General features: G+C 39.5%; 24 protein-coding genes, 1 tRNA gene and 1 riboswitch. Of the genes, 4 read left to right on the top strand and 21 right to left on the bottom strand.

Going from position 1 to position 22,417, the window contains the following annotated elements; translation table 11 throughout:
- Positions 1-74: 74 nt before the first annotated feature.
- Entirely contained in the window at positions 75-335 is a 261-nt protein-coding gene (locus EP737_RS01920) for a hypothetical protein (RefSeq protein WP_129726236.1), read from the top strand.
- A 395-nt stretch (positions 336-730) separates the two neighbouring features.
- Here the strand turns inward: EP737_RS01920 and EP737_RS01915 are convergent.
- The 19 genes from EP737_RS01915 to EP737_RS01825 form a co-directional block, all read right to left on the bottom strand.
- Positions 731-802: transfer RNA gene (locus EP737_RS01915), tRNA-Cys, on the bottom strand.
- A gap of 71 nt (positions 803-873) precedes the next feature.
- Positions 874-1,794 (bottom strand): TauD/TfdA dioxygenase family protein, encoded by a 921-nt coding sequence (locus EP737_RS01910; protein WP_129726235.1) that lies wholly within the window; start codon positions 1,792-1,794, stop codon positions 874-876.
- Positions 1,795-2,061: 267 nt separating this feature from the next.
- A complete protein-coding gene (locus tag EP737_RS01905) occupies positions 2,062-2,433 on the bottom strand; it encodes a DMT family transporter (RefSeq protein ID WP_129726234.1) in 372 nt (123 codons plus the stop codon).
- 94 nt (positions 2,434-2,527) lie between these two features.
- Entirely contained in the window at positions 2,528-3,355 is an 828-nt protein-coding gene (locus EP737_RS01900) for an ABC transporter ATP-binding protein (RefSeq protein ID WP_129726233.1), read from the bottom strand.
- Between the two features lie 19 nt (positions 3,356-3,374).
- On the bottom strand, positions 3,375-4,418 hold the full coding sequence (locus EP737_RS01895; protein ID WP_129726232.1) for a taurine ABC transporter substrate-binding protein: 1,044 nt from the start codon (positions 4,416-4,418) through the stop codon (positions 3,375-3,377).
- Positions 4,419-4,460: 42 nt separating this feature from the next.
- On the bottom strand, positions 4,461-5,249 hold the full coding sequence (locus tag EP737_RS01890) for an ABC transporter permease (protein ID WP_129726231.1): 789 nt from the start codon (positions 5,247-5,249) through the stop codon (positions 4,461-4,463).
- Between the two features lie 190 nt (positions 5,250-5,439).
- A riboswitch (SAM riboswitch) is annotated at positions 5,440-5,546 on the bottom strand.
- 41 nt (positions 5,547-5,587) lie between these two features.
- On the bottom strand, positions 5,588-6,202 hold the full coding sequence (locus EP737_RS01885; RefSeq protein ID WP_205650860.1) for a nitroreductase family protein: 615 nt from the start codon (positions 6,200-6,202) through the stop codon (positions 5,588-5,590).
- A gap of 43 nt (positions 6,203-6,245) precedes the next feature.
- Positions 6,246-6,587, bottom strand: coding sequence for a 4Fe-4S binding protein (locus EP737_RS01880; RefSeq protein WP_129726229.1), 342 nt, complete (start codon positions 6,585-6,587; stop codon positions 6,246-6,248).
- Positions 6,584-8,197, bottom strand: coding sequence for an FAD-dependent oxidoreductase (locus tag EP737_RS01875; RefSeq protein WP_129726228.1), 1,614 nt, complete (start codon positions 8,195-8,197; stop codon positions 6,584-6,586). The genes EP737_RS01880 and EP737_RS01875 overlap by 4 nt, the downstream gene beginning before the upstream one ends.
- A 153-nt stretch (positions 8,198-8,350) precedes the next feature.
- Complete coding sequence (locus tag EP737_RS01870; RefSeq protein WP_129726227.1) at positions 8,351-9,697, bottom strand: LLM class flavin-dependent oxidoreductase; 1,347 nt, start codon at positions 9,695-9,697, stop codon at positions 8,351-8,353.
- Between the two features lie 25 nt (positions 9,698-9,722).
- Positions 9,723-10,553, bottom strand: a complete 831-nt coding sequence (locus tag EP737_RS01865; RefSeq protein WP_129726226.1) for an ABC transporter permease — start codon at positions 10,551-10,553, stop codon at positions 9,723-9,725.
- Positions 10,546-11,415: an ABC transporter ATP-binding protein gene (locus EP737_RS01860; RefSeq protein WP_129726225.1), complete on the bottom strand. Its 870-nt coding sequence runs from the start codon at positions 11,413-11,415 to the stop codon at positions 10,546-10,548. Before EP737_RS01860 ends, EP737_RS01865 begins: the two co-directional genes overlap by 8 nt.
- 24 nt (positions 11,416-11,439) lie before the next feature.
- Positions 11,440-12,423 carry an ABC transporter substrate-binding protein gene (locus EP737_RS01855; RefSeq protein WP_425455836.1) on the bottom strand — a complete coding sequence of 328 codons (984 nt, stop codon included), beginning with the start codon at positions 12,421-12,423 and terminating at the stop codon, positions 11,440-11,442.
- A gap of 532 nt (positions 12,424-12,955) precedes the next feature.
- The gene (locus EP737_RS01850; protein ID WP_129726223.1) at positions 12,956-13,882 is read right to left on the bottom strand and encodes a TauD/TfdA dioxygenase family protein; all 927 of its coding nucleotides are present in this window, start codon (positions 13,880-13,882) and stop codon (positions 12,956-12,958) included.
- A gap of 275 nt (positions 13,883-14,157) precedes the next feature.
- Positions 14,158-15,621: a DHA2 family efflux MFS transporter permease subunit gene (locus EP737_RS01845; protein ID WP_129726222.1), complete on the bottom strand. Its 1,464-nt coding sequence runs from the start codon at positions 15,619-15,621 to the stop codon at positions 14,158-14,160.
- 13 nt (positions 15,622-15,634) lie between these two features.
- Complete coding sequence (locus EP737_RS01840; protein WP_205650859.1) at positions 15,635-16,042, bottom strand: hypothetical protein; 408 nt, start codon at positions 16,040-16,042, stop codon at positions 15,635-15,637.
- Positions 16,043-16,246: 204 nt separating this feature from the next.
- Complete coding sequence (locus EP737_RS01835) at positions 16,247-16,675, bottom strand: riboflavin kinase (protein WP_129726221.1); 429 nt, start codon at positions 16,673-16,675, stop codon at positions 16,247-16,249.
- A gap of 371 nt (positions 16,676-17,046) precedes the next feature.
- Entirely contained in the window at positions 17,047-17,334 is a 288-nt protein-coding gene (locus tag EP737_RS01830) for a DUF3817 domain-containing protein (RefSeq protein WP_129726220.1), read from the bottom strand.
- 79 nt (positions 17,335-17,413) lie between these two features.
- Positions 17,414-17,803 carry a sporulation protein gene (locus EP737_RS01825; protein WP_129726219.1) on the bottom strand — a complete coding sequence of 130 codons (390 nt, stop codon included), beginning with the start codon at positions 17,801-17,803 and terminating at the stop codon, positions 17,414-17,416.
- 872 nt (positions 17,804-18,675) lie between these two features.
- Between EP737_RS01825 and EP737_RS01820 the strand changes: the two genes are divergently transcribed.
- Positions 18,676-19,527 (top strand): MBL fold metallo-hydrolase, encoded by an 852-nt coding sequence (locus tag EP737_RS01820; RefSeq protein ID WP_129726218.1) that lies wholly within the window; start codon positions 18,676-18,678, stop codon positions 19,525-19,527.
- A gap of 243 nt (positions 19,528-19,770) precedes the next feature.
- On the opposite strand, the gene EP737_RS01815 is transcribed toward EP737_RS01820, so the two are convergent.
- On the bottom strand, positions 19,771-20,610 hold the full coding sequence (locus tag EP737_RS01815) for an alpha/beta hydrolase (protein ID WP_246040143.1): 840 nt from the start codon (positions 20,608-20,610) through the stop codon (positions 19,771-19,773).
- 208 nt (positions 20,611-20,818) lie between these two features.
- On the opposite strand from EP737_RS01815, the gene EP737_RS01810 reads away from it, so the two are divergent.
- Both EP737_RS01810 and EP737_RS01805 read left to right on the top strand, forming a co-directional pair.
- Positions 20,819-21,028 (top strand): KTSC domain-containing protein, encoded by a 210-nt coding sequence (locus EP737_RS01810; protein ID WP_129726217.1) that lies wholly within the window; start codon positions 20,819-20,821, stop codon positions 21,026-21,028.
- A gap of 237 nt (positions 21,029-21,265) precedes the next feature.
- Positions 21,266-21,586 carry a hypothetical protein gene (locus EP737_RS01805; RefSeq protein WP_129726216.1) on the top strand — a complete coding sequence of 107 codons (321 nt, stop codon included), beginning with the start codon at positions 21,266-21,268 and terminating at the stop codon, positions 21,584-21,586.
- Between the two features lie 136 nt (positions 21,587-21,722).
- On the opposite strand, the gene EP737_RS01800 is transcribed toward EP737_RS01805, so the two are convergent.
- Positions 21,723-22,391 carry a DUF2642 domain-containing protein gene (locus EP737_RS01800; protein ID WP_129726215.1) on the bottom strand — a complete coding sequence of 223 codons (669 nt, stop codon included), beginning with the start codon at positions 22,389-22,391 and terminating at the stop codon, positions 21,723-21,725.
- Positions 22,392-22,417 lie beyond the last annotated feature (26 nt).

Raw genomic sequence — 22,417 nt, 5'->3', positions numbered from 1 at the left:
TCTGAAATCCCCTCAGTTTTTTGACGATTGCCGCCGGTCTTCTGGTAAAATAATAACCAGAGGAGGCTGAATTGATGGTAAAGCACGATAAAGATCGAGAGTCATTAATCGAAACAATGGATCGATACGATAAAATTATGCAGCGCGTTGCTGCTCGAGGCGTTAAGCCAGCGCAACGCCTCGAGCTTACAATCGATGGCACTGTGTATACACATTTAACCGAAGAAGAATTTTTACAGGAATTCACACAATGGCTCGAGAAAGAACAGCATGTATCTAAATTTATTGGAACGGTCAAAGAAAAAATGAAGACAGGCAGCGGCAATCTCCCGTAAAAAAGAGAGAGGATTCTCTCTTTTTTACTCTACCTTCCATCTTATGAAGATTACATCATGATTCATGATCAATGCACTTTCTCATAAATTAAACTTAATTGGATCCTCCCTCCACCCCATTATCTTAATAATAGTAGGTTCAATCTTTATCCAAACGTTCTAATTCTAATGACTGTTTTAGTGTTTTATTTCCTAGCTGTGTATATAAGATTAACGTATAATAGTTTACATAATAATTTTATGGTTAAGAGAAATGATTCATGGGAAAATATGTGCTTAATCAGTTCTTTACTTTCCAAGTTGATAGGATGGTCATTACGAAGAACCATATCTCGAAATTCCATCATTGCTTTCAACATACTTTCTCCACCTGATACTATAAACAGACTCATCGGAGGGAGTACCCGGATTCGAACCAGGGAATAAGGGTTTTGCAGACCCATGCCTTACCACTTGGCTATACCCCCTTAAGAATCAGCGGGATACAAACGTATTCCCGCCTGAAAATATTCTTAAACATACTCTGAATAAATTTTGATTAGGCTTTATCAGAAACAACTTTAACCTTCGTTTGCGTAACGCTACGCTGACCATCCACACTAACAGGGACATCCCCTGCCAAAGTGACCCGACGTACCACCCGATGTTGATCACCATAATCGTTAACCGCATAGTGCTGTGTTGCACGGTTATCCCAAATCACTATATCACCGACAGCCCAGCGCCAGCGTACAGTATTTTCTGGTTTGGTAATATGATCTTGCAAAACGGAAAGGAGATGATTGGAATCAGACAAGGATAATCCAAGAATTCTTTTTACAAACTGTCCTAATACCAATGTTCGCTCTCCTGTTTCTGGATGCACCCGTACGAGAGGATGCTTAGTCTCATAAATAGTTGATGTAAATACGTCCTTATAATAACGATAATCCTCTGATGATGCTTGTGTGTGATAAGCTGCATAATCATAATCATTTGTATGCAACGCCCAGCGCTGATCAACAAGATTACGCAATTCCTTGGATAAATTTTGATAAGCAGTTGCTGTATTTGCCCAAATCGTGTCCCCACCAACTTCAGGGATGATAACTGAGCGGAGAATGGAGGCTTTAGGGTACGCATCTACAAATGTTACATCTGTATGCCAAGCATCTGCACGCCCTCCATGAGTTGAATCAATTTCAAGAATGCTCGTGCCATCTTTACTCGGTACCGTTGGATGAGCATACAATTCGCCAAATAGACGCGAGAACGCTTCTTGGCCAGCATCATCAAGGTGCTGTTGATCACGGAAAAACAATACCTTGTATTTTAATAAAGCCTCTCGTATCGCCAACACTTCCGAAGTGTTCAAATCAGCAGATAGTCGAATCCCTGTTACTTCAGCCCCAATCCTCGCTGTAACTGGTTTAATTTCTAACTGAACTTTAGTAGAATTTGATGGATTAGTCTTACTCATACAATCTCCCCCTTACGTTTCCTTCAGAATATAATTCTATTTTTTTGACAAACAAAGAAAGTTTTGAATAAACAAGAACAGGCCAGAGCACCTATTGGTGTCCTGGCCTTCAGTTAACTGATCAGCTCTTACTTATAGAAATTTAATTCATACTAATCTTATGTACTTTATTTGATATTTAGATTGTAATACTTTTCCTGTTACACTGTCAATTCTTTAATTGATATTTCAAAATAAAAAATTAATAGTTTAGAAATTCTATGGGTATTACTCTGCGCTAATTTCTGTCTGTACCTGCTCTGGGGATACTTCCTTTGTATGGGTACCCCCACTTATATTTAAGCCAATTACACCACCAATAATCATAAGTATCGACAATATTTTAACTAAGGAGATAGGTTCTTTAAAATAAATGAGAGCTATAGTTGCGATAATAGCTGTACCTAGCCCAGACCAGATAGAATACGCAATACTCACATCAATCTGTTTAAGTGCCAGCGTTACCAGAGTAAGACTCAATCCGTAAAAAATAAATATAAAGATTGAGGGGATTGGTCTTGTGAATCCTTCAGACATTTTCATGGACGTTGTACCTAATACCTCCGATAAAATCCCTAGTAAAAGTAAAATCCAACTCATTACCCCTGCTCCACCTTTCTTCATCTTGAAATGCAAATGGAACCTAGAAAGGTTCCATTTGCGAAAACAATACATAATTGAATTTAAAAAATTATTATTTTTCTCCACCTTTTTTTATCTCTCCATCACGTATACTGGAAATGAAATAATCACACCACCTACTAAAATCCTTATCACGTTTCATTTCTTCTATCGATTTATTATGTCTAGATAGAGGATTTGGCATGTCAACTATAATTCTCCCAGGATTGGACTGCATAACTACAATACGCGTCCCTAGCAATAACGCTTCTTCAACATCATGCGTAATAAAAAATACACATTTTTTCGTTTTTCTCCAAATTTCAAGAAGATGGTTTTGCATGGATGCACGGGTCAAAGCATCTAAAGCACTAAAAGGTTCATCCATTAATATAACCTTAGGATTCGCAGCAAGCGTTCTTGCAATAGCTGCTCTTTGCTTCATCCCCCCTGAAAGCTGATAAGGTAACTTTTTAGCAGCAGCTTCTAATCCCACGATTTCCAGATAATAAGAAACTGTATGCTTTCTCACTGCCCTCGGTATGCCTTGCATTTTTAAACCAAATTCAATGTTTTTTTCAATTGATAACCACGGAAACAAATTGTGATGCTGAAATACTACTCCTACATCCGCATTAGGCTTTCTATGTAGATTTCCATTGATTCTGACCTCACCTATTATTTGCTTCTGAAACCCTGCTATAACATTTAGCAATGAAGATTTCCCACAACCTGATGGACCTAATACACAAACAAAATCGTCTTCATATAATTCGAGATTAATATGCTCTAATACACATAGATCTTGATTTTCATAACGTACACTCAAATCTTTTATTTCAATTACATTAGAACGATTTACAGTCTCTGCATGTCGTTTATGTGGGATACTTACGCTCATATTACTTCTCCTTTCTCTTCTATTGTTTATACAAATCGCTTAGCAACGCACGCTGATATGTATTTAAATCCGGCGCAGACGATATATTTTTCTGTTTGACCATAAAATCCGCAGTATCTTTTAAGACGTTAGCTAGTTTCCCTGGCTGCCCTGACGTTCCAAAATACTCCTTCTGCTGGGAAGCGTCCAGCCAGATAATTTGCTTCATTGTTGTTAAGCTTTCCTCAGGAGACAAGCCTAATTCTTTAGAGAGAAGCTGAGCAGATTGTTCTGGTTTGTCGTGATAATAATGTACTGCCTCATCTAAGACGGCGATATATCCTTTAACAATGTCAGGGTACTTCTTCGCAAAATCCTTATTCACAATTCCAAATTCCCCGGTCACAATGTCTTTTTGTGCCAAGTCTTTTGAACTAATAATCATATTCCCGCCTTCAGTGATCAGCTTAGTCTGTATCGGCTGCCAAATGTAAGCTGCATCAATATCATTCCGTTTCCAAGCAGCATAAATGTCAGCTGGCTGCATATCAAGGAGCGTAATTCCTTCTTTTTGAGGGTTAATACCTTCCTTTTCTAAAGCCTTTAGCAAGCTATAATGAGACGTTGAACTAAAGGTGGTCGCAATTTTCTTCCCTTTTAAATCTTTTAATGATTGAATACCAGAATCTTGTTTTGCGATTAACGCTTCGCTTTCGCCGATAATATCATGCAGGTAGTACACTTTATACGGTAACTTGTTTGCAATTCCTATTGAACCCGGAGGTGTACCTACAAGACCAAAGTCAATACCCCCACTTGCCATCGCATTATTCACATCTCGGCCTGAATCAAACTTAATCCAATTAATTTTTACATCAGGATACTTTTTTTCTAGCAAGCCTAAAGCTTTGGCTAGCAATTCTCCATTAGGGGAAACTTGATATCCCAATCTAATTTCTTTTGGTGCTATGTCATTTGATGTGGAGTCTTCTGCCCCTCCTTGATTCGAGCAACCCGTAATTAGACTAATAATCATAATTAATATAAGAATCCATAACGTATTTCGTTTCCTTTGAAAAACCATATCATTTCTCCCCCAACTTTTGTAATTGCTATGTCAGGAATCTTATTTCCCAACCCATGAGAATTGAACACGTTGATACCATCTAATAATGCCATCCATTAAAATGGCGATCACTCCCATTAAAATGATTCCTACAAAGACAATATCACTCCGTAAATACTTACTAGCATCCAATACCATCCAGCCAATACCTGAAGTGGCAGCGACCATTTCCGCAGCAACTAGCGTAGCATATGTAACCCCAATCGCGGTGCGAAGACCCGTTACAATGTCTGGAAGGGCAGATGGGAGGATGATATATAAAAGAACTTTCCCTTTTGAAGCTCCTAATGTTAATGCACCATTAATCCGATCACTTGGAACTTTCTGTACACTAGATACAGTTGCCAGAAACAACGGAGCAAAAGCACTTAGAAATAATAATGCTATTTTCGATTTATCATCGATCCCCATCCATAGCACAAGTAAGGCATAATAGGCTAGCGGAGGAAGCGGCCTATAAAATTCAACAATAGGATCAAAAATAGCCAGTATGTATTTTGAATAGCCACATAGGATTCCTAATGGTACTGCTGTAAAAAACGCTAAAACCAAAGACGAAGATAACCTATATAGACTATTTAGAATGTGAGTATTTAACGATGCTCCTTTGTATCCCTCTGTTAATAAATCTAAAAATGCTCTCCAAACAGCTTGAGGAGACGGTAAAAAAATAGGGTCTACCCATTTCAAATTGGTGCTCACTGCCCAAATAATACATAGCAAGCTAACGCTAATCACTGAGACTCCCCTGATAGATATCCTCCCTCTGTACATCAATTTCTCATTCACGTTATATCCCCCTTTCTTTTGAACACAAAAAGGCTCCTTTTGATTTTGCTAAAAAATCAAGAGGAACCTCCAGTTGTCTGGTCAGATAACCTAAAATTTATATATCATCCATACTTCCCGCATAAAGGTACAAATCTAAATAATCATTTATCCATAGTTGCTTTTTTCTAATGTTCATAAAAAATCCCCTTTCTTATCTGCTGAAGCTAGGCTCTTCTGGAATTGGCATCCTATAAAATAAAAACTATAGTTGCTGAGGTTTCACCAAACCAGCCCCTTCACCTTTCTGGATAAGAGAGTTTGTTTCTTATAAATAATCATAACAAAGTATCTTCAGTTTACGCATTTAGTGATCCTTCAAAAATAACTTCTTTTAATGGTTTTCTAGTACTAGGATTTTCACGTTCTTGCAAATTCGCATCAAGTGTTTCTTTGTTGTCACGATAACCAATGGTAATTACCGCATGAAGATCAAAACTTTCTGGAATCTTCAGTAAGCTTCGGGCTTTATCTTTATCGAACCCTCCAATTGCATGCGTACTAAGTCCAAGTAAAGTAGCCTGAATCGCTAAGTGTCCCCAAGCTGCGCCAGCATCAAATGCATGTGCACTGTTTAAATCGCCATTCGCTCTCTTTTTGTTCGATGCAATCAGAACAAGAACAGGAGCTTTTTCCGCCCAAGCTCGATTAAAGGGATTTAAGAATTCATGAAAAATCTTCAATTGGTCTTCTGTTTTCGCCACAATAAAGCGCCAAGGTTGATCATTAAAGGATGAAGGGGCCCAGTGTGCTGCTTCAAGAACACTATATAGCGCTTCATCAGACACCTTCCGACCGGAATATGCACGCGGGGACCAACGATTTAAAAATAAGGGATTAACAGAATACTCAGCTTTACGATACTTCTCAACCTCACTCGTAAGTTGTTCAACAGGATTAATTTTTAAACTCATCATATACACCCATTTCCTTAGTTTTTTGTAACAAAAGGCTCGTCTAATGAGAAGCCCGCATGCGTTTCATAACAAGATAAGATAGGTCAGAGGAAGCGGTAGACTTTCTCCCTTTGCCCCAACCGATATTTTCACGATAGCTGCCAAGCATTCCTTTTCTAATTAAAGCCTGTTCATCCACTTCAGTAGTTTGCTCAGCGAAAGGCGCTACATACAAAGCATCCACTGGACAATACAATTCACACATAAAGCAACTTTGACAGTCGGATTGTCTGGCAATGATAGGAACATCTCCAGCCTTAGTCTTTTCAAACACATTAGTAGGACAAACAGATACACATAGATTACATTTTATGCAGCGATCTTTACTTAATAGTTCAATCATAAAACGATCCTCTCCCTTATAGGGGATTTGGGATTTTGATCAACAAACGGCTTCGCCCAAGTATGATCTAGCCCGCCGCTCAAGATACGATAATGCTGCTTTTGATCGATTGTTGGAAAATCTTCACGGCGATGCATACCTCGGGTCTCCTTTCGTTCCAGTCCGCTTGTATACATCCATCTGGCAGTTGCCGTCATAGCGGCAGCTTCACGGATTCTAGTCACATTACCATCCTTAGCCCCAATTCCTTGCTTGATCTCTTCCCAAATGCTGTCCAAACGATCAAGAGAGGCTTTCAGACCAACACCGGTCCGAAACCAGTTCCGGTCATACGGAAACACTTCGTTTTGTACTGCTTTCACTATTTCTTGAGAGTCTGGCGCATCCGAGCTTACAATCGGCTGTTTCGGAACCCCAGAAGCTCTCGACAAGCCTTGTGCATTTCGGTTAGATGCATAGCTTCCTTGTTTAATTGCAAACCTAGCTGCCGCCTCTCCTGACCAATAGCCAGAAGACATGGCCCAAGCAGCATTGTGACTGCCCCCACCGGTAAAGCCGCCGCAAATCAGCTCACGTGTTGCCGCATCGCCTGCTGCATAAAGTCCTGGAACTTGAGTGGCACAAGTTTCATCTACAATGTGGATGCCTCCTGTTCCCCTAACTGTTCCCTCGAATCGTAATGTAACCGGAAATTTTTGCGTAAAGGGATCAATACCGAGTCGATCGAACGAGAGAAAGAAGTTAGGCTGTGCCTTGCGCATAGCTGTTTTCATCATCTCATCAACTTTATCAAGCCTTGCATACACGGGCTGTGTAAGCAGTGTTCGAGCGATAACAGAACGTCCTTTTTGCGAGCCAGCCCCTTCAATCACCGTACCATCCTCATAATAAAAGGTTGCCCACGTATAGAAAGCTGATTTCGTTACGGGGGAAAAGGCTGGAGCAAGCGAGTAAGCCGTAGAAAATTCCATTCCGGAAAAGTTTGCTCCAGCTTCAGCGGCGAGCAAATATCCATCTCCAGTTAACACATTCGTACCAAGAGCTTTACTAAGGAAGGCACATCCTCCAGTCGCAATAATAACGGCTGCCGCCTCAATCCTCCATGCTTCTTGTGTTTGATTGTTAATCCCAGCGGCACCGGCTACCCCATATTCATCAGCAAGCAATTCTAAAGCAGGACTATGATCAAGAATACGAACTCCGGCTTTTTGAATTTGTTTTCTCATTAGCTTCATGTATTCAGGCCCTTGCAGGGTACCTCGGTGGGAAACACCGATTTCATCCTTTGGAAATGGGTAGCCCCATGCAGCGATTTGATTCACATTCTCGAAAGTGCGGTCCAATACACGCTTCATCCAGCCACGATCCGCTAAATAACCACCCAGCGCTTCCCGGCTTTGCATTGCCTTCTCTCGTTCTTTAGAATCAGGATTCACATACCATACGCCAGTGCCTGATGGAGCTGTCGCACCGCTTGTTCCACAGTATCCTTTATCTACAAGCACAACTTTTGCCCCGCCTTTAGCAGCAGTTAACGCTGCCCAAGCACCCGCGGGACCGCCTCCGATGACAAGCACATCTGCACGAAGATTTAAATCAGCATGACTCATGTATAAATCCTCCCATCCGTGTAAAAGCGACTAAAAATCCACCCGAACATTCAGTCCAAGAACGATGCCTATCAGCATCATTCTTGGGGTTTCTGAAAATGGTACTCTACTTATATCAAGACTCATGGTCATGACTAGCAAGGATCATGATGATTAATGAACTTTTGTAAACTGATTCGCCGGACGAGAAAGACCTAAATTCTCACGTAAAGTATGTCCTTCATATTCAGTGCGAAATAAACCGCGCCGCTGCAGTTCCGGTACAACTAAATCAACAAAATCCTCCAAACCTCCCGGTAAATATGGCGGCATAATATTAAAGCCATCGGCAGCATCATTTTTAAACCATTCCTCTAGCTGATCAGCAATTTGTTGTGGAGTCCCTTTTATTTCCCTATGCCCGCGAGCACCAGCAATTTGTTGATATAGTTTACGGATCGTCAGTCCCTCTCTCTCGGCTAAGTCTTTCAACAGCTGAAAACGGCTTTTCCCTCCATTAATTTGATCTAGATTAGGTAATTCCGGGAGAGGTCCATCAAGAGGATAACCAGATAAATCGACTCCAATCATGGCGGAAAGCAAGCCAACTCCTGCTGCAGGAGGAATCAATTCTTCGAGAAGCGCTTTTTTCTCATTCGCCTCTTCCTCTGTTCTTCCGACAATCGGAAAAATACCAGGCATAATTTTCAAATCATCATGGGAACGTCCATACTTAGCAAGTCGCCCCTTAACATCTCTATAAAAGGTTTGTGCTTCTTCTAGTGTCTGCCAGGCCGTAAAAATCACTTCTGCCGTTTGAGCCGCCAGCTCTTTACCGGCTTCTGAAGATCCAGCTTGAATTACAACCGGATGGCCTTGAGGCGGCCTTGCAATATTTAATGGCCCTTGAACCGAAAACCATGTTCCTTTATGATTCACCTGATGCACCTTGTCTTGGTCCGCAAAAACGCCTGCTGTCTTGTCAATCACAAGGGCATCATCCTCCCAGCTGTCCCAAAGCTTTGTGACTACATCCACAAACTCTGCTGCTCGGTTGTATCGAAGCTCATGCAATAAGTGCTCTTCTTTGCTGAAATTAAGTGCTTCTGCCTTTGTTGCGGATGTGACAACATTCCATCCTGCACGCCCATTACTTAAGTAATCCAAAGAAGCAAATTTACGGGCAACATGGAACGGCTCGTTATAGGTGGTAGAGACAGTTCCTGCCAGCCCAATTCGTTCAGTGACGGAAGAAAGAGCAGATAATAACGTAAAGGGTTCAGGACGAACGGTAACAGTTTGCTCTATTGCTGTAGGAGAGACGTTTTGGCCCACTGCATAACCATCAGCTAAGAAAATCATGTCAAACTTTCCACGTTCCGCTGTTTGGGCTAACTTTTTATAAAAATCGAACTTCAATACGTCATCCGCCTTTGCATCTGGGTGCCGCCAAGCAGCTACATGATGGCCAGGAATCATAAAAAATGCTCCAAGTCTGAATTGTCGTTTTTCTTTACTCATCTTTATCTCTCCTATTAATATATTTTTATTCTCCTTGTGTAGCTTTCCAAGTTGTAAAATGTCCTTCCAGCTTTACAAGAGTCCAGTTAAATAATAGTCCTAATGCGGAAATTGTAATAATACCTGCATACATATTCGAAACTTGGAAATTGTATTGCGCATAGTTGATTAAATATCCTAAGCCGGCCTTTGCACCAACCATTTCTGCTGCTACCAATACGAGAATTGAACTAGCACCAGCTAGACGAATACCGGTAAAAATGGTCGGTACGGAAGCAGGGAGAATCACCTTTTGAAATAATCGAACTGGAGATAATCCCATCGATTTAGCAGACTTGATTAATAAAGGATCAACATGCTTTACCCCGCTGATCGTATTGAGAAGGATTGGCCATGAGCAAGCGTATATGATAATAGCAATCTTAGATGTTTCTCCAATCCCTAATATAAGAACAAAGACGGGAAGAAGCGCCAGTGCTGCAGTATTGCGAAATATCTCTAGCAATGGAGTCAAAATTTCAGAAAGCGGTTTATACCAGCCTACTAAGAGCCCTAGTGGAATCGCTAGTAATAAAGAGATTACGAATCCGGTTAAAGATCGAAATAAACTAGCTTTGAAATGAGATAATAGTTCACCAGATAATAGAAGCTGCCACCAAGCCTGAACCACTTCTGAAAACGGCGGCAAAAATGTGCGATCTACAAAACCAAGGCGAGGTGCAATCTCCCATACCGCCAGTAAGACAAAAATGGCAGCAAAGCTTTTGGACAGCTTTTTTAATGATATGAACGGAAGAAGTACTACTTTTTGCGATTGTTTTTTATTTAAGGTAATTGTTCCTCCAATATTAGCCATGAATAGTCACCTCTTTCTTCGAATTCCCTCTATGCGAGTGGGCTAACTGCTTATTTCGCTCAAGCTCTTGCGCTTTGGCTACCTCTTCCCGAAGCAAGCTCCAAATATCATGACGGATCTTTGCAAATTCGGGATTGGAACGCAAATCTTCTTCGCCTGTCCTTGATTCAAGTGGAATATCAATGATCTGTTTGATTTTTCCTGGACGCGAGGTCATGACGGCTACCCGCTGTCCTAAGTACACTGCTTCGTCAATACCATGGGTAATAAATACAATCGTTTTTTTTGTTTGCTCCCAAATTCGAAGGAGCTCACTTTGTAACGTCTCCCTTGTTTGTGCATCCAACGCAGCAAAGGGTTCATCCATGAGTAGGACATCAGGATCATATGCTAAGCTTCTCGCAATGGCTACCCGCTGCTTCATACCTCCAGAAAGCTCATGAGGATATCGATTTTCAAAGCCTGACAAGCCAACTAACGAAAGATAATGTCTAGCTCGTTCTGAGCGTTCTTTTTTCGGTACACCTTTTGCTTCTAAGCCAAACTCGATATTTCCTTGAGCGGTTTTCCAAGGAAATAATGCATACTGTTGAAAAACAATCCCGCGGTCAAGACTTGGACCATCGATAGGCTTTCCATCTAATAGGATCTGACCAGATGTCGGCTTCGTTAAACCCCCAAGCAAATCTAGCAACGTTGATTTCCCGCATCCGCTCGGACCTACGAGAACCATGAATTCTCCTGTTTTCACCTCAAAATGAATATCCTGTAAAGCAGTGAACTGAGCTTTAGAATTTTTCCTGCCTTCTTGTTTGATTGGAAACACTTTGTTGACGTGCTGAAAGCTAATTTTTACACTCATATTCATAGTCCCCTTTCATTTGGTTTATTTTTGAAACGGATTGAACTCATTCGTATATAGATCACTTGACTTAATTTGCCCTTTTTTCAGCTGACCATCTTTGATGAGCCAATCGATCCAAACACTAAATTCTTTATCCGCAATCACCCCGCCTTTTCCTGCTACACCTGTGCTCTTCCAATATTGAATAATAGAAGCATCTTCGTTTCTTCCTCTTTGCTTAATAATTTTTTCGTACCGTGCGATAACTTCTTCGCGAGGAGTGGTTCTAGCCCATTCAATTGCTTTGGCAGTTGCCTCTACAAATTTTTTCGTCGTATTCGGATTTTGCTTCAGGAATTTCTCAGTCATTACATAGCTTCCTGCGGTAAATTCACCAAACAAATCATAATCGCTAAATAAAGGATGGATTCCGCCGCGTTCAAGCGCTTTATCCCGCAGAATACCGCCAAGTACCGCAACGTCAATCTGCTTCTGCCGTAACGCTTGCTCTGTGCTGACGGGAGGAAGGGCCACCAAAGTGACTTGCTTAATCTCCTCATTTGTTAAACCATTTCTGTGTAAATATTCTTTTAACATAAATTCATGGTGGGCACCGAGTGTATTCATCGCCACTTTTTTTCCGATTAAGTCCCGAGCTGTCTTGATAGGACTTCCATCTAATACAAAAAAGCCGCTCCAAGTGTTTTTATCAACACCGTAATAACCAACAACTGACTTAATCGGTGCCTTTGCTGCCTTTAACTTCGTAACTGCTCCATTAAAAGCTCCACCAAAATCAACATCCCCTGTTACAGCTGATTGAATATCCTGTGGTCCGCTGGTTGTGTTCCCAATCCATTTCAGCTTAATTGGAGCTAAATATCCTAAATCCTCTGCCAGTTCAGGAAATGTAACATTATTTACAGAACCTTGGTAACGAAGCTCTAACGTTTCATATTTATCAGACCCAGAGGTACTTGATGTTTGTTTTCCGCAGCCGGAAATAAATATCATAACGATGAGCATTGAAAGTAAGATTAAAAAACTTCGTACAGTATCTTTCTTTTTTACATGCATTTTCTTTTCCCCCTAAACTTTTCCATCATAGAATCATTGTGAATAAATGAAAGATAAGGACAGCTTCTAGTTATTAAATAAAAAAAGGTCTATACTCCAGAACGGATGATTCCGGAATAAAAACCTCTAGTTGACTAGTCGGTAACTAACCGCTATTCAATTCGTATAAAACAAAAAATCATCGATCATCAGCTGGCCCCCTTTTTTCATAGATATACAAAAAGAGGCTTCTACTCCAGGATAAAATATTCTGGAATAAACGCCTCTAGTTGACTAGTCGGTAACTAACCACTATTTAGTTCAAGTAAGATGCAGAAGCAATAACTAACAGAACCTGCCTCCCAAAAACTATGTATACCTAGTGGATAACTATGTTTTAAATCATAACAGCTGCCTTTTTTCTCGTCAATATATTTCTCTGTATTTTTTAAATTTTCAAAAAAGGTAGTTCTCTTAAAATAATGACTTTCCGTAGAGTGATCTAAAACGGCCGTTCGCCGATAATCGCGACACGTTCGGCTACACGCCGATTTGGATAATAGTCGGAAACCGCGTAATGCTGGGTAGCACGATTATCCCAAAATGCAATTGAGTTTGCCTCCCATGAGAAACGTACCTGATACTCAGGGGTTTGAACCTGTTGAAATAGATATTGCAGCAGCTGTTCACTTTCTTCAGTCTCAAGACCTATAATTCGGGTAGTGAATGCAGGATTCACAAACAGCGTCTTTCGTTTAGTCTCTGGGTGAGTGCGTACCACTGGGTGTTCAACGGCTGGAAACTCCTTTTGCCAAGCAATCAACGCCTCTTGGGACAAAGAGGGACCGAAAGCATGGGTAAAATCATGAATGGCAGTAAGTCCATCGATACGCTCTTTGATCTCTTCAGGTAAATTATCATAAACGGCAGCCATATCTGCCCAAAGTGTATCACCGCCAGCCGGAGGAGTTTCAACAAGGCGTAATACAGCGGCTTTAGCAGGATTCAGTCGCCATGTGACGTCCGTATGCCAAACATTCTCATAACCAATCTGCTTTTCATCCTTAGTAAAACGAATAACCTCATCAGAGTCACCCTGCGGATGCCATGGATGTGTTTCTAGCTCCCCCCATAACTTAGAAAACGCCACTTGTTGGTCACTAGTAATCTGCTGATTACGAAAGAAAATAACTTTCCACTCTAGTAGCGCTCTGTTCAACTCCTCCTTCAACTCGGGGGTGACTGGATTCCGCAAGTCTACTCCAATGATTTCAGCACCAATAGTTGGGCCTAAAGGCTTCACTTCAAATAATTTGTAATAATTTTCCTCCGTTCCCTCTGGAAGACGCCGCAGAATACGTGTACCCTTGTGAACCTTACGATATGAAAGCTCCAGTGGACGATACTCATTTATAATAACCTTAGACATATAGCATTCTCCTTTCAAAAATAACGAAAATAGTTAATACATAGCAAAGTCATACCAAAACCGATTCCTGCACGCCCTTGGCTAATCCTAACCAAAATTCCTCATTCATTCGGGTTCATGATCCTTTTTTACACTGTAGGGAAGTATAAATTTCTAGCTAGAAGTGAATTCGACGTAGTCGGAAATCTTAGGAATACAGTATAAGTGCGACTATGCCTCTGTCCTCGCCAATCGTTTTCTTTATCTAGCCTATCTCACTCACCCCCTTTCATGACTCAAGCACTTGTGCCTGTCTGCTCCTCCGATGTATCATCTCCTTTTTGATGTAACAACAAAGCTAGGGGTACTGCAGTCAGTGCAAACAGACCTGCGATGAGAAAAGCATCATCCACACTCATTGTATAAGCTGTAGAATGAACCCACTTCTCTCCGTTTTGTCCTGCCGAAAGATTCAGTTCCTCCAAATGTACCCCCATCCTCGAATAGAAAATAGATGTGAACATCCCTAATGCTAAAGCGCCCGAAACCTGACGCAGCCAGTTGATGAGGGCGGCTGCATGTCCTGATAAGTTTCTCGAGACCACCCGCATACCTGCGTTCATAGCAGGTGTCATGGACAAGCCTATTCCGATATATCGGATGGACATCCATCCGGCTACATAAGTTAAAGTAGTGTCCACTCTCAAGTGGCTGAACTTCCACGATGCGGCTGCGAGAAGAATAGCACCAATAGCAACCAAGGGCATTGGACCTACACGATCGTAGACTTTTCCCGACAAAATAGTAGCCAATGCCAATGAAAGAGCTGGGGGAATAAGCAACACACCAACTTCATAAGAAGATAGTCCGTGAATCTCCTGCAGATAAAGTGGAATAAAATAAATCCCAGAATATAGCCCTATCATCAATACAACGGATGCAGCAAGGCTGGCGGTGAATGTGCGTGATTTAAAAAGCCGCAGCTGCAGAAGGGGCTCTTTTACCTTCAACTCATGTTGAATAAACAATAAGATGGCTGTCAGTCCTATAATTAAACAGATTATTGAGTTTCCAGAAAACCAGCCCCACCGATGAACATTTCCAAAGAGGGACAATAATATCAAACTCCCAGTAATCGCTAAGACCATCCCTCTTCTATCCAGCCTTTGAGTTATGTTCACACGATAATAAGGCAAATATTTCGTCCCCATTGCATAGGTGATAATACCAAGCGGCACTGTCACTAAAAACATCCAACGCCAATTATATCCCTGCAGCCAACCGCTAATAGTCGGAGCTAATGCGGGTCCGAGAATCGTAGAAGCCGACCAAAGGCTAATTGCTAAAGCTTGCTTCCCCCTTGGTATAGTCTGATAGATCATTGCAAGCGAAACAGGTTGAATCAATCCGCAAAATATACCTTGAATGATACGAAATATAATTAATACATAAACATTCCAAGCAAACGAGCAAAGAATGGAGCTAACAGTCAATCCAAAAATAGAAAACAAGAATAATTTCTTGTTGCTGAAACGGTTACCCAAATAGCTGCTAATGGGAGCTATAATTCCGGTTGCTAGTGTAAATCCTGTAATGAGCCATTGAACAGTTCCTAACTCGGAGTGAAAGATTTGAATGAATCCCGGCAATGAAACATTTAGCGATACAACGTGATAGACTGCTACAAACGAACCAATAAATAAGGTTATTAAAGAAAGCCGGTAGGAGGGTACAGACTCTTCGTTGGGGTCATATCCCATGAATACCCTCCTCCTATTCAGGAAGTTTCGACGTATTACGTATAAAATGGCTACGCATTGCAGAGCTCTTTTTGTTCTGTTTACTTTCTTTATCTTGTATAGCTATAAACTCAGTCAGCTGTTTAGTAAGACCTCTATTTCCAAATCGTATAAATTTATGTTGATCGGACTCTTGTTCTGTTTCTTGAACGAATCCTAAGAATGCTAGAATATAGATTCGACGGGAAAGAATTTCCTTGATACCATAATGATAAAACCATTCATCGATGGTATTATATATCCCTCTGTTCAATCGATACTGTTGATTGCACCAATTAAAGAACTGTAAATCAGGCAAATTTAGATACTCATTTTGTTTTAACGAGGTCCTCCCTGCTTCTTTTCTAAAAATATGCTGTGAGTTCAAAACAATCTCCGACATATACAATTCCTCCCTAAATATCTGTTTAAAAATCCAAAAGATGTCCTTTACTTTTTTGCAAGTTTAAATCAATCATTTGTTTTATAGCGAATTCTCCATCCTCCCTCTTCTCCTTTCACTTCTTTACAAACAAAAAGGCCCTCAGTTTCAGATGAAATTCACCCTGAAAATTGAGAGCCTCTAGTGATCCAGTCGGCATATTTTTTATAAAGCATGTATCTCCCTGTTGTTTTCATTGAAACTCTTGAGGCGTTTCAATGTTTGTTTAACGTAGAGAATATCGTTCATAATTTGTTGTTTTAAATGGACTATTGAGGGGAATTTTTGTTCATTCCTTACTTTAAAAAGAACGCGACACTCTAGAGACTCCCCGTAAATATCGTTTACAAAATCCAGAAGATGTACTTCAATAGTTCTTGATACATTTGAATCGAATGTGGGTTTAACACCAACGTTCATAATCCCTGTATATTCCTTTTCATTCAGAAGTACACGAACTCCATATACGCCATTTTCTAATTGTTCATCATGAGAATCGATATTGGCTGTTGGAAAACCAAGTTTGCGTCCTATTTTTCTGCCATGAACCACGGTTCCTTGAATAGCTGTTTGCCCGAATCTCGAACTTAACATTACTTTTGACCTCCCTCGTACTCTTTATAATTATTACAATATTTCTAAATAAGGAGCCCCTTAGCATAAGTGAGGTTCATCTTATACTAAGGGGCTGCCGGTTGACCGGTAAGCCATATTCATCAAACATATATGTGTGATTGTATCAAAGTATTGTAGGGTCAGTTCTACATCTCTCTAAACAAAAATGGGTTGTCTTTTCTTACTTTACCCACTTGTTTACTCAACATTAAAGCTATTGATTAACAATATATAATTTAATAAAACAGTTGTCAATGATCTTTTGGAAATTAAAGAAAAAAGCGATTCAATGTAAAGTTGGAACGCTTTTTTCTTTATATCATCATATTGTTTTATTGGCCTTTTAGTTGTTATTCCTTACGTAAGCGAATATCTAGTAGGAAAGTACCAAATGGCAGCAATGACGCCATAAAAGCCCAAAGTACACGCATGAAGGACCAGCGGTGTCTAAACCAAACAATAAGTAACATTAAGCAAAACGATACAAACAGGATACCATGTGCCATGCCAAAAATCTGGACAAGGATAGGAAAATCCGCAAAATACTTAAGCGGCATCGCGATAAAAAGTAAGATTAAGTAAGAAATCCCTTCAATAATACCAATGCGACGCAATAATCCAATGGCTGATGTCTGCATATGACTAAACCCTCCTATGAAAGTGAATTTTAGTAAAGGATTGGTTGTACACTATGAATCTTCCTCATAATAATAATAATTATTGGATGATTTGGATTGTATCTTGATCCTTGCTTTGTACACCTTCATCAAAAGTAAGTTTTGTTCTAAAACAGTACGATATCTCTTTTGAGGAAATCGGCATAAAAGCTGGTAGCTTAAAGGTAAATGGCAGTTTATTTGATTCTTCAGAATAAATAAGTCTTGATGTTAAAATGATTGTTGTATCAATTATTTGTTCTAAACCTGTAGAATGGTTAATCATAGCTAAATCACACTCAATTCGTTTAATTTGTTGTTCAACGGTGCCCCCTTTAATTAAGAAATGTCCGTTAATATATTCATCCGGTCTATATGTTTTTTTAAGTAGGACAAGATCTATCTGTGCTGAACCTATTCCTAGAAGAGACATGGACTTCCGTAATATCAATGTATTTCCCCCTCAATTATATGTATTTAAGATTCACTTGATTTCCAGTCATGTGCTTTTCAATTTTTTACATTTTAAAAAAGTATAAATTTCTAGCTAGAAGACCATTCGACGTATCATGTACTTACCTCTCCCTCAAAATTACGAAATAAAAAAACCTTTACCATTTTTGGTAAAGGTTTTTTATACAAATAAAGACCTTTACCAACATGCAGGTAAAGGTCTTGCTAACAACGCTATGTTGCCAACAAAGCCGAGAGTAACAAAACTCCGTAATGACGACTTTGCTGTAAAAGCTACTCCCCTTTAGGAGAACTATTCAACTATTTGTAATAATGATAAGGTAGCTCCCATGAGTCTGTCAATTATTATTTTATACTTTCTATCACAGATTGCTTATCTTACTCAAAAAGTCATTTAGCTCCCTTTCCCTCTCAAATTTAAAAGGGTATCCAAAATTAGTTAGGGTTTTACCATTGTTTATCCCTTTAGGAAAACGCCTGAATGCAGTACTGTGGCTTGGTTTATCAGGAATTTTAAAATGTCCCTTTACAGTATCTGGGTGCAAAACAATAGTTATTACTTTGTTAGGGAGTAAATATACTCATACAATGATAAGCTTTTTTATGTTTTTAATTAATGTTTTTTATTTTATTACAAAATATGGTAAATGAAATTATAAAGTGTTGCTTAGCAAAGTAACGACCACTGATTTAGGCTAATCCGAAATCATAATGGTCACAGTTGGGGTATGGCTCCCTGTTATCCAGTTAAACAGTTTCTTCATAATGAAATAAATGAGTATCATGACACACATAGATACAAACAATAAATACCAAATAAGAAACTTACATAAGAAAGGAACACCAAAAATGGATTTTACACATGAGAATACGTTTGCAAGAGATTTTATTCCACCAATGACAACGATCACAAGTGGAATTGGTCTAGAGGTTCTTCCTGATTTATTTTGTTTGCCGATACAGATCGTTAATGTATGCTTTGTCGGGGATCCAAAAGAAACAAATGAGTTTGTGCTGGTAGATGCTGGAATGCCTGATTGTGCTGATGTTATTATGAATGCTGCGAGGGAGAGATTCGGACAAAACTGTAAGGCGAAAGCTATCATCCTTACACACGGCCATTTTGACCATGTTGGTTCACTCATAGAATTAGCTGAAGCTTGGGATGTTTCTGTTTATGCTCATAGGCTAGAAATGCCTTATGTAACCGGGAAAGAAAATTATCCTCCTGCTGATTCGACTGTAGATAAAGGGTTAATAGCTAAAATATCACCAATGTTTCCGAATCATGGAATTGATGCTGGGAGATGGGTTCAACCACTGCCGGCTGACGGTACAATCCATCAGCTTTCTGGATGGCGTTGGCTTCATACAGGCGGGCATACACCAGGACATATATCCTTATTTCGTGATAAGGATCGAGCTCTTATTGCCGGAGATGCATTTGTAACAGTTAAACAAGAATCTTTGTATAAGGTGATCACCCAAAAACAAGAAATTAATGGTCCCCCAAAATATTTTACAACGGATTGGGAAGCTGCCCGAGAATCTGTGCGCCATCTTGATGCTTTAAAGCCTTCCGTTGCCATTACAGGACACGGGCTTCCTTTAGTCGGGGAAAAGTTATCATATGAATTACACCGACTCGCAGAACAATTTGATGAAATTGCGATTCCAGAAAAAGGACGTTATCTCCATTGAAGGAGAGTTTTAAAAAAACATAAAAGTCCAGCTAGAAATTAACTCAACGTAGCATGGGACTTTAGGAACCAAGTGTAAGTATAAGTGCAGCTACGCCTCTGCCTTCTCCTAACGGCTCGCCAATCGGCTTAAGGGAAGGGTATTCATTGCTATGGGGCAGAGAAAGAATTACAATCCTTAAAGAGATATAACCAAAAGAACATCGCAAAAGGGATCCTAAGGGGCATCTCTTTTGCGATGTTCTTATTTATTGTGTGTATTCAAAAAGCTAAGTATAGAATTTGTTATCTCGCTTGCTTCAGTTCCTGCTGAAGGAACTCCGACCAGCTTAGTTACTTCACTATGAGAAATGTTCGTATATCCATAGAACGATACTTCATTTTGGTTCCGTTTTACAATGTCAATAAAGTGCAGAGTCGAAGTATTTTGCTTACGTGCAATCAAAAAAGAAGGTGGAAGCGGCTGGCGTACTGCATATGTAATCGGCGAAGCGACAGCCCACTCGTTTTTATTCTCTCCAAATACCTTTTTGTAAGACGGAATTCTCTGGATAAAGTATTCAAGATCAACAGGTCCATCTAAGTCCACAAGTGAGTGGATTATATCTGTTGATAAGTTATTTGCTTGTAAATACTTAGGATTCATACCGACAAGCATAATGAGATGACCTCCGGCGGAATGTCCCATTAAGTTAATCCGTCCTTGGTCCAGGTTATATGTATCTGCGTTTTCGTAAACCCAACGAAGGGCTGTTACCACATCTTGGGCCATTTCTTCATATGAAGCTTTAGGATGTAGGCGATAGTTTATCGATATGAATGCATAACCATTTTCAGTGAAAAATGCAGGTTTAGCTGATACATTCTCTTTATTGCCTCTTGACCATCCTCCTCCGTGCACATAGAGGATGACGGGGATATTCGTTCCTTTAGGCGTATACAGATCTAGTTTTTGTCCACTTTCTCCGTATGTAATATTAGATATTTTTTCATATTGTTTTTTATCTATTGAAAGAAAATAATATGAAACGAAGGCTATAATTAGAAGTAAAATAGGCAATACATATACACTTTTTCTTTTCACTCTCAATTTCCCTCCTGGATTTCTCTTCTCTAAAGTTACAACCAAAATAGTTAGGACGCAAGAGCAGCACTCATTATTTCATTTTTTATAGCACTTATGTTTCCTTTTTTATATTCGATTTCTTTTTTATCCGTACATTCGATAAAATAGAAGGAATTCCCTTTCTACTATCGAAATATAATGATTACAATCCAGAGGAGGGATACCTATGATTATGAATCGTGTAAATTCATCTAAGTTGGTTTCTGTAGGTTATGATGCATCTGCAATGATTTTACGTGTCGAATTAAAAAATGCTACCTATGATTATTACAATGTGCCTGAGCATGTCTATAAAGGTCTTATGAGCGCTTCTTCTCATGGACATTATTATTCAACGTATATCAAGGATGCCCATCGCTACCAAAGAGTTCACTAATCGGTAAATTAAATGTAAAGCCGCCTGCAACAGTGAACGGTATACATAAAAAGCAAATCTTAATAGAAATTCTATAGTATAAGTTCAGGCTACTACGGAATAATACTATTGGTATTATCTTCTATTTATCGAAATCAAAAAATACTTACAGTAGTCCGGTAAATACTCTTTCTTGGCGTATGTATAACAAAGGCTGTATAATAAATGCTTATTAATACAATAAAGGAGAAATACAAAATGGCAACATTGCGTGTATATCAGCCAAAAGAAGAATACATATCAGTAGTAAAGCAATTCATTGACGTGGAAGAACAAAATCCTAGTAAGGAATTATTAGACGAATACTATGCTTGTGTATTTGAGACAGACGAAATGAACTTGCCTGGTGCGTTCGATGATGAGGATATTTTGCTTTCATCCGTAGAAGCAATGGTCAATGTATCAAGCAAGAAGCTGCGAGCATTAGGTGCATATGATGTAATTGATATAGCACAGAAAGAGAAACGAAAACAACTCTTACTATTAGAAGATGATGAGTATGAGGTAATAGAAGAGTAGCTGTATTATAGGATGTCTCACAAAAAGCTGAGTGCGTGTCCCTGCATTTTTGTGAGACCGTCTTTTTATAATATATCGAAATGTATACAGATACACTCGCTTACCCTTTACCCTTAAAACATAAGTTGCTGAATGATTATGGAAAATAAACAGCTTTGATGTGAGAGATTTTCCAATAAACAAATTCGCCATTCGCTAGTATAAGTTGCACCATACTATTTTGAACTTGCTTCAACAGGCCTGTTTTCATTGGATGATCCCCACAGTCGAGTATAACAAGGCTATCTTCACATTTCTTTAGCTGTTCCTCCAATGACCTTTGCATTGGCGAATTGGTAGGTTTAACAGGCAAGGCTTCGTTACCTAACGTATACGGAGTAAGAGAAGAACGATAGGGGATTAGCCACTTTAGATGATTTAACGATATAAGCATTGTCTTGTATATAGGGGAATAAAACACAAAATAATCATTGAGTATGTTTGTGATATATCCATGAATTGCTTTATCTCCAATGATATATATCTGTACAAAACGACCTTTCGCACTTAATAGTGTTTTTCGGTAAGAGATTTCATTTTCATCGTCACGGAACGGCGTTTCTATTTTATCGCCTTGTAGCTCGTTATTTAATTCAGTGCTAAGCTTTACATTTTGAATATGCACATGAGGAATATATAAATAATCCTTCCCATTGTATAAGACTATGATATCTAAACCCAAATCAACTAAAATCCCTTGTAGAAAGATTCCTCCTGAAATTTCTAAATCAATTTGCTTTCCAACAAGTTGTTTCAAATGGTACATATTTTCCCTCCTTCTAAACAAATTGG

The organism is Ectobacillus funiculus, from assembly GCF_004138295.1.
Classification (GTDB): domain Bacteria; phylum Bacillota; class Bacilli; order Bacillales; family Bacillaceae_G; genus Ectobacillus; species Ectobacillus funiculus.
This window is presented reverse-complemented; position numbering and strand designations above follow the sequence as displayed.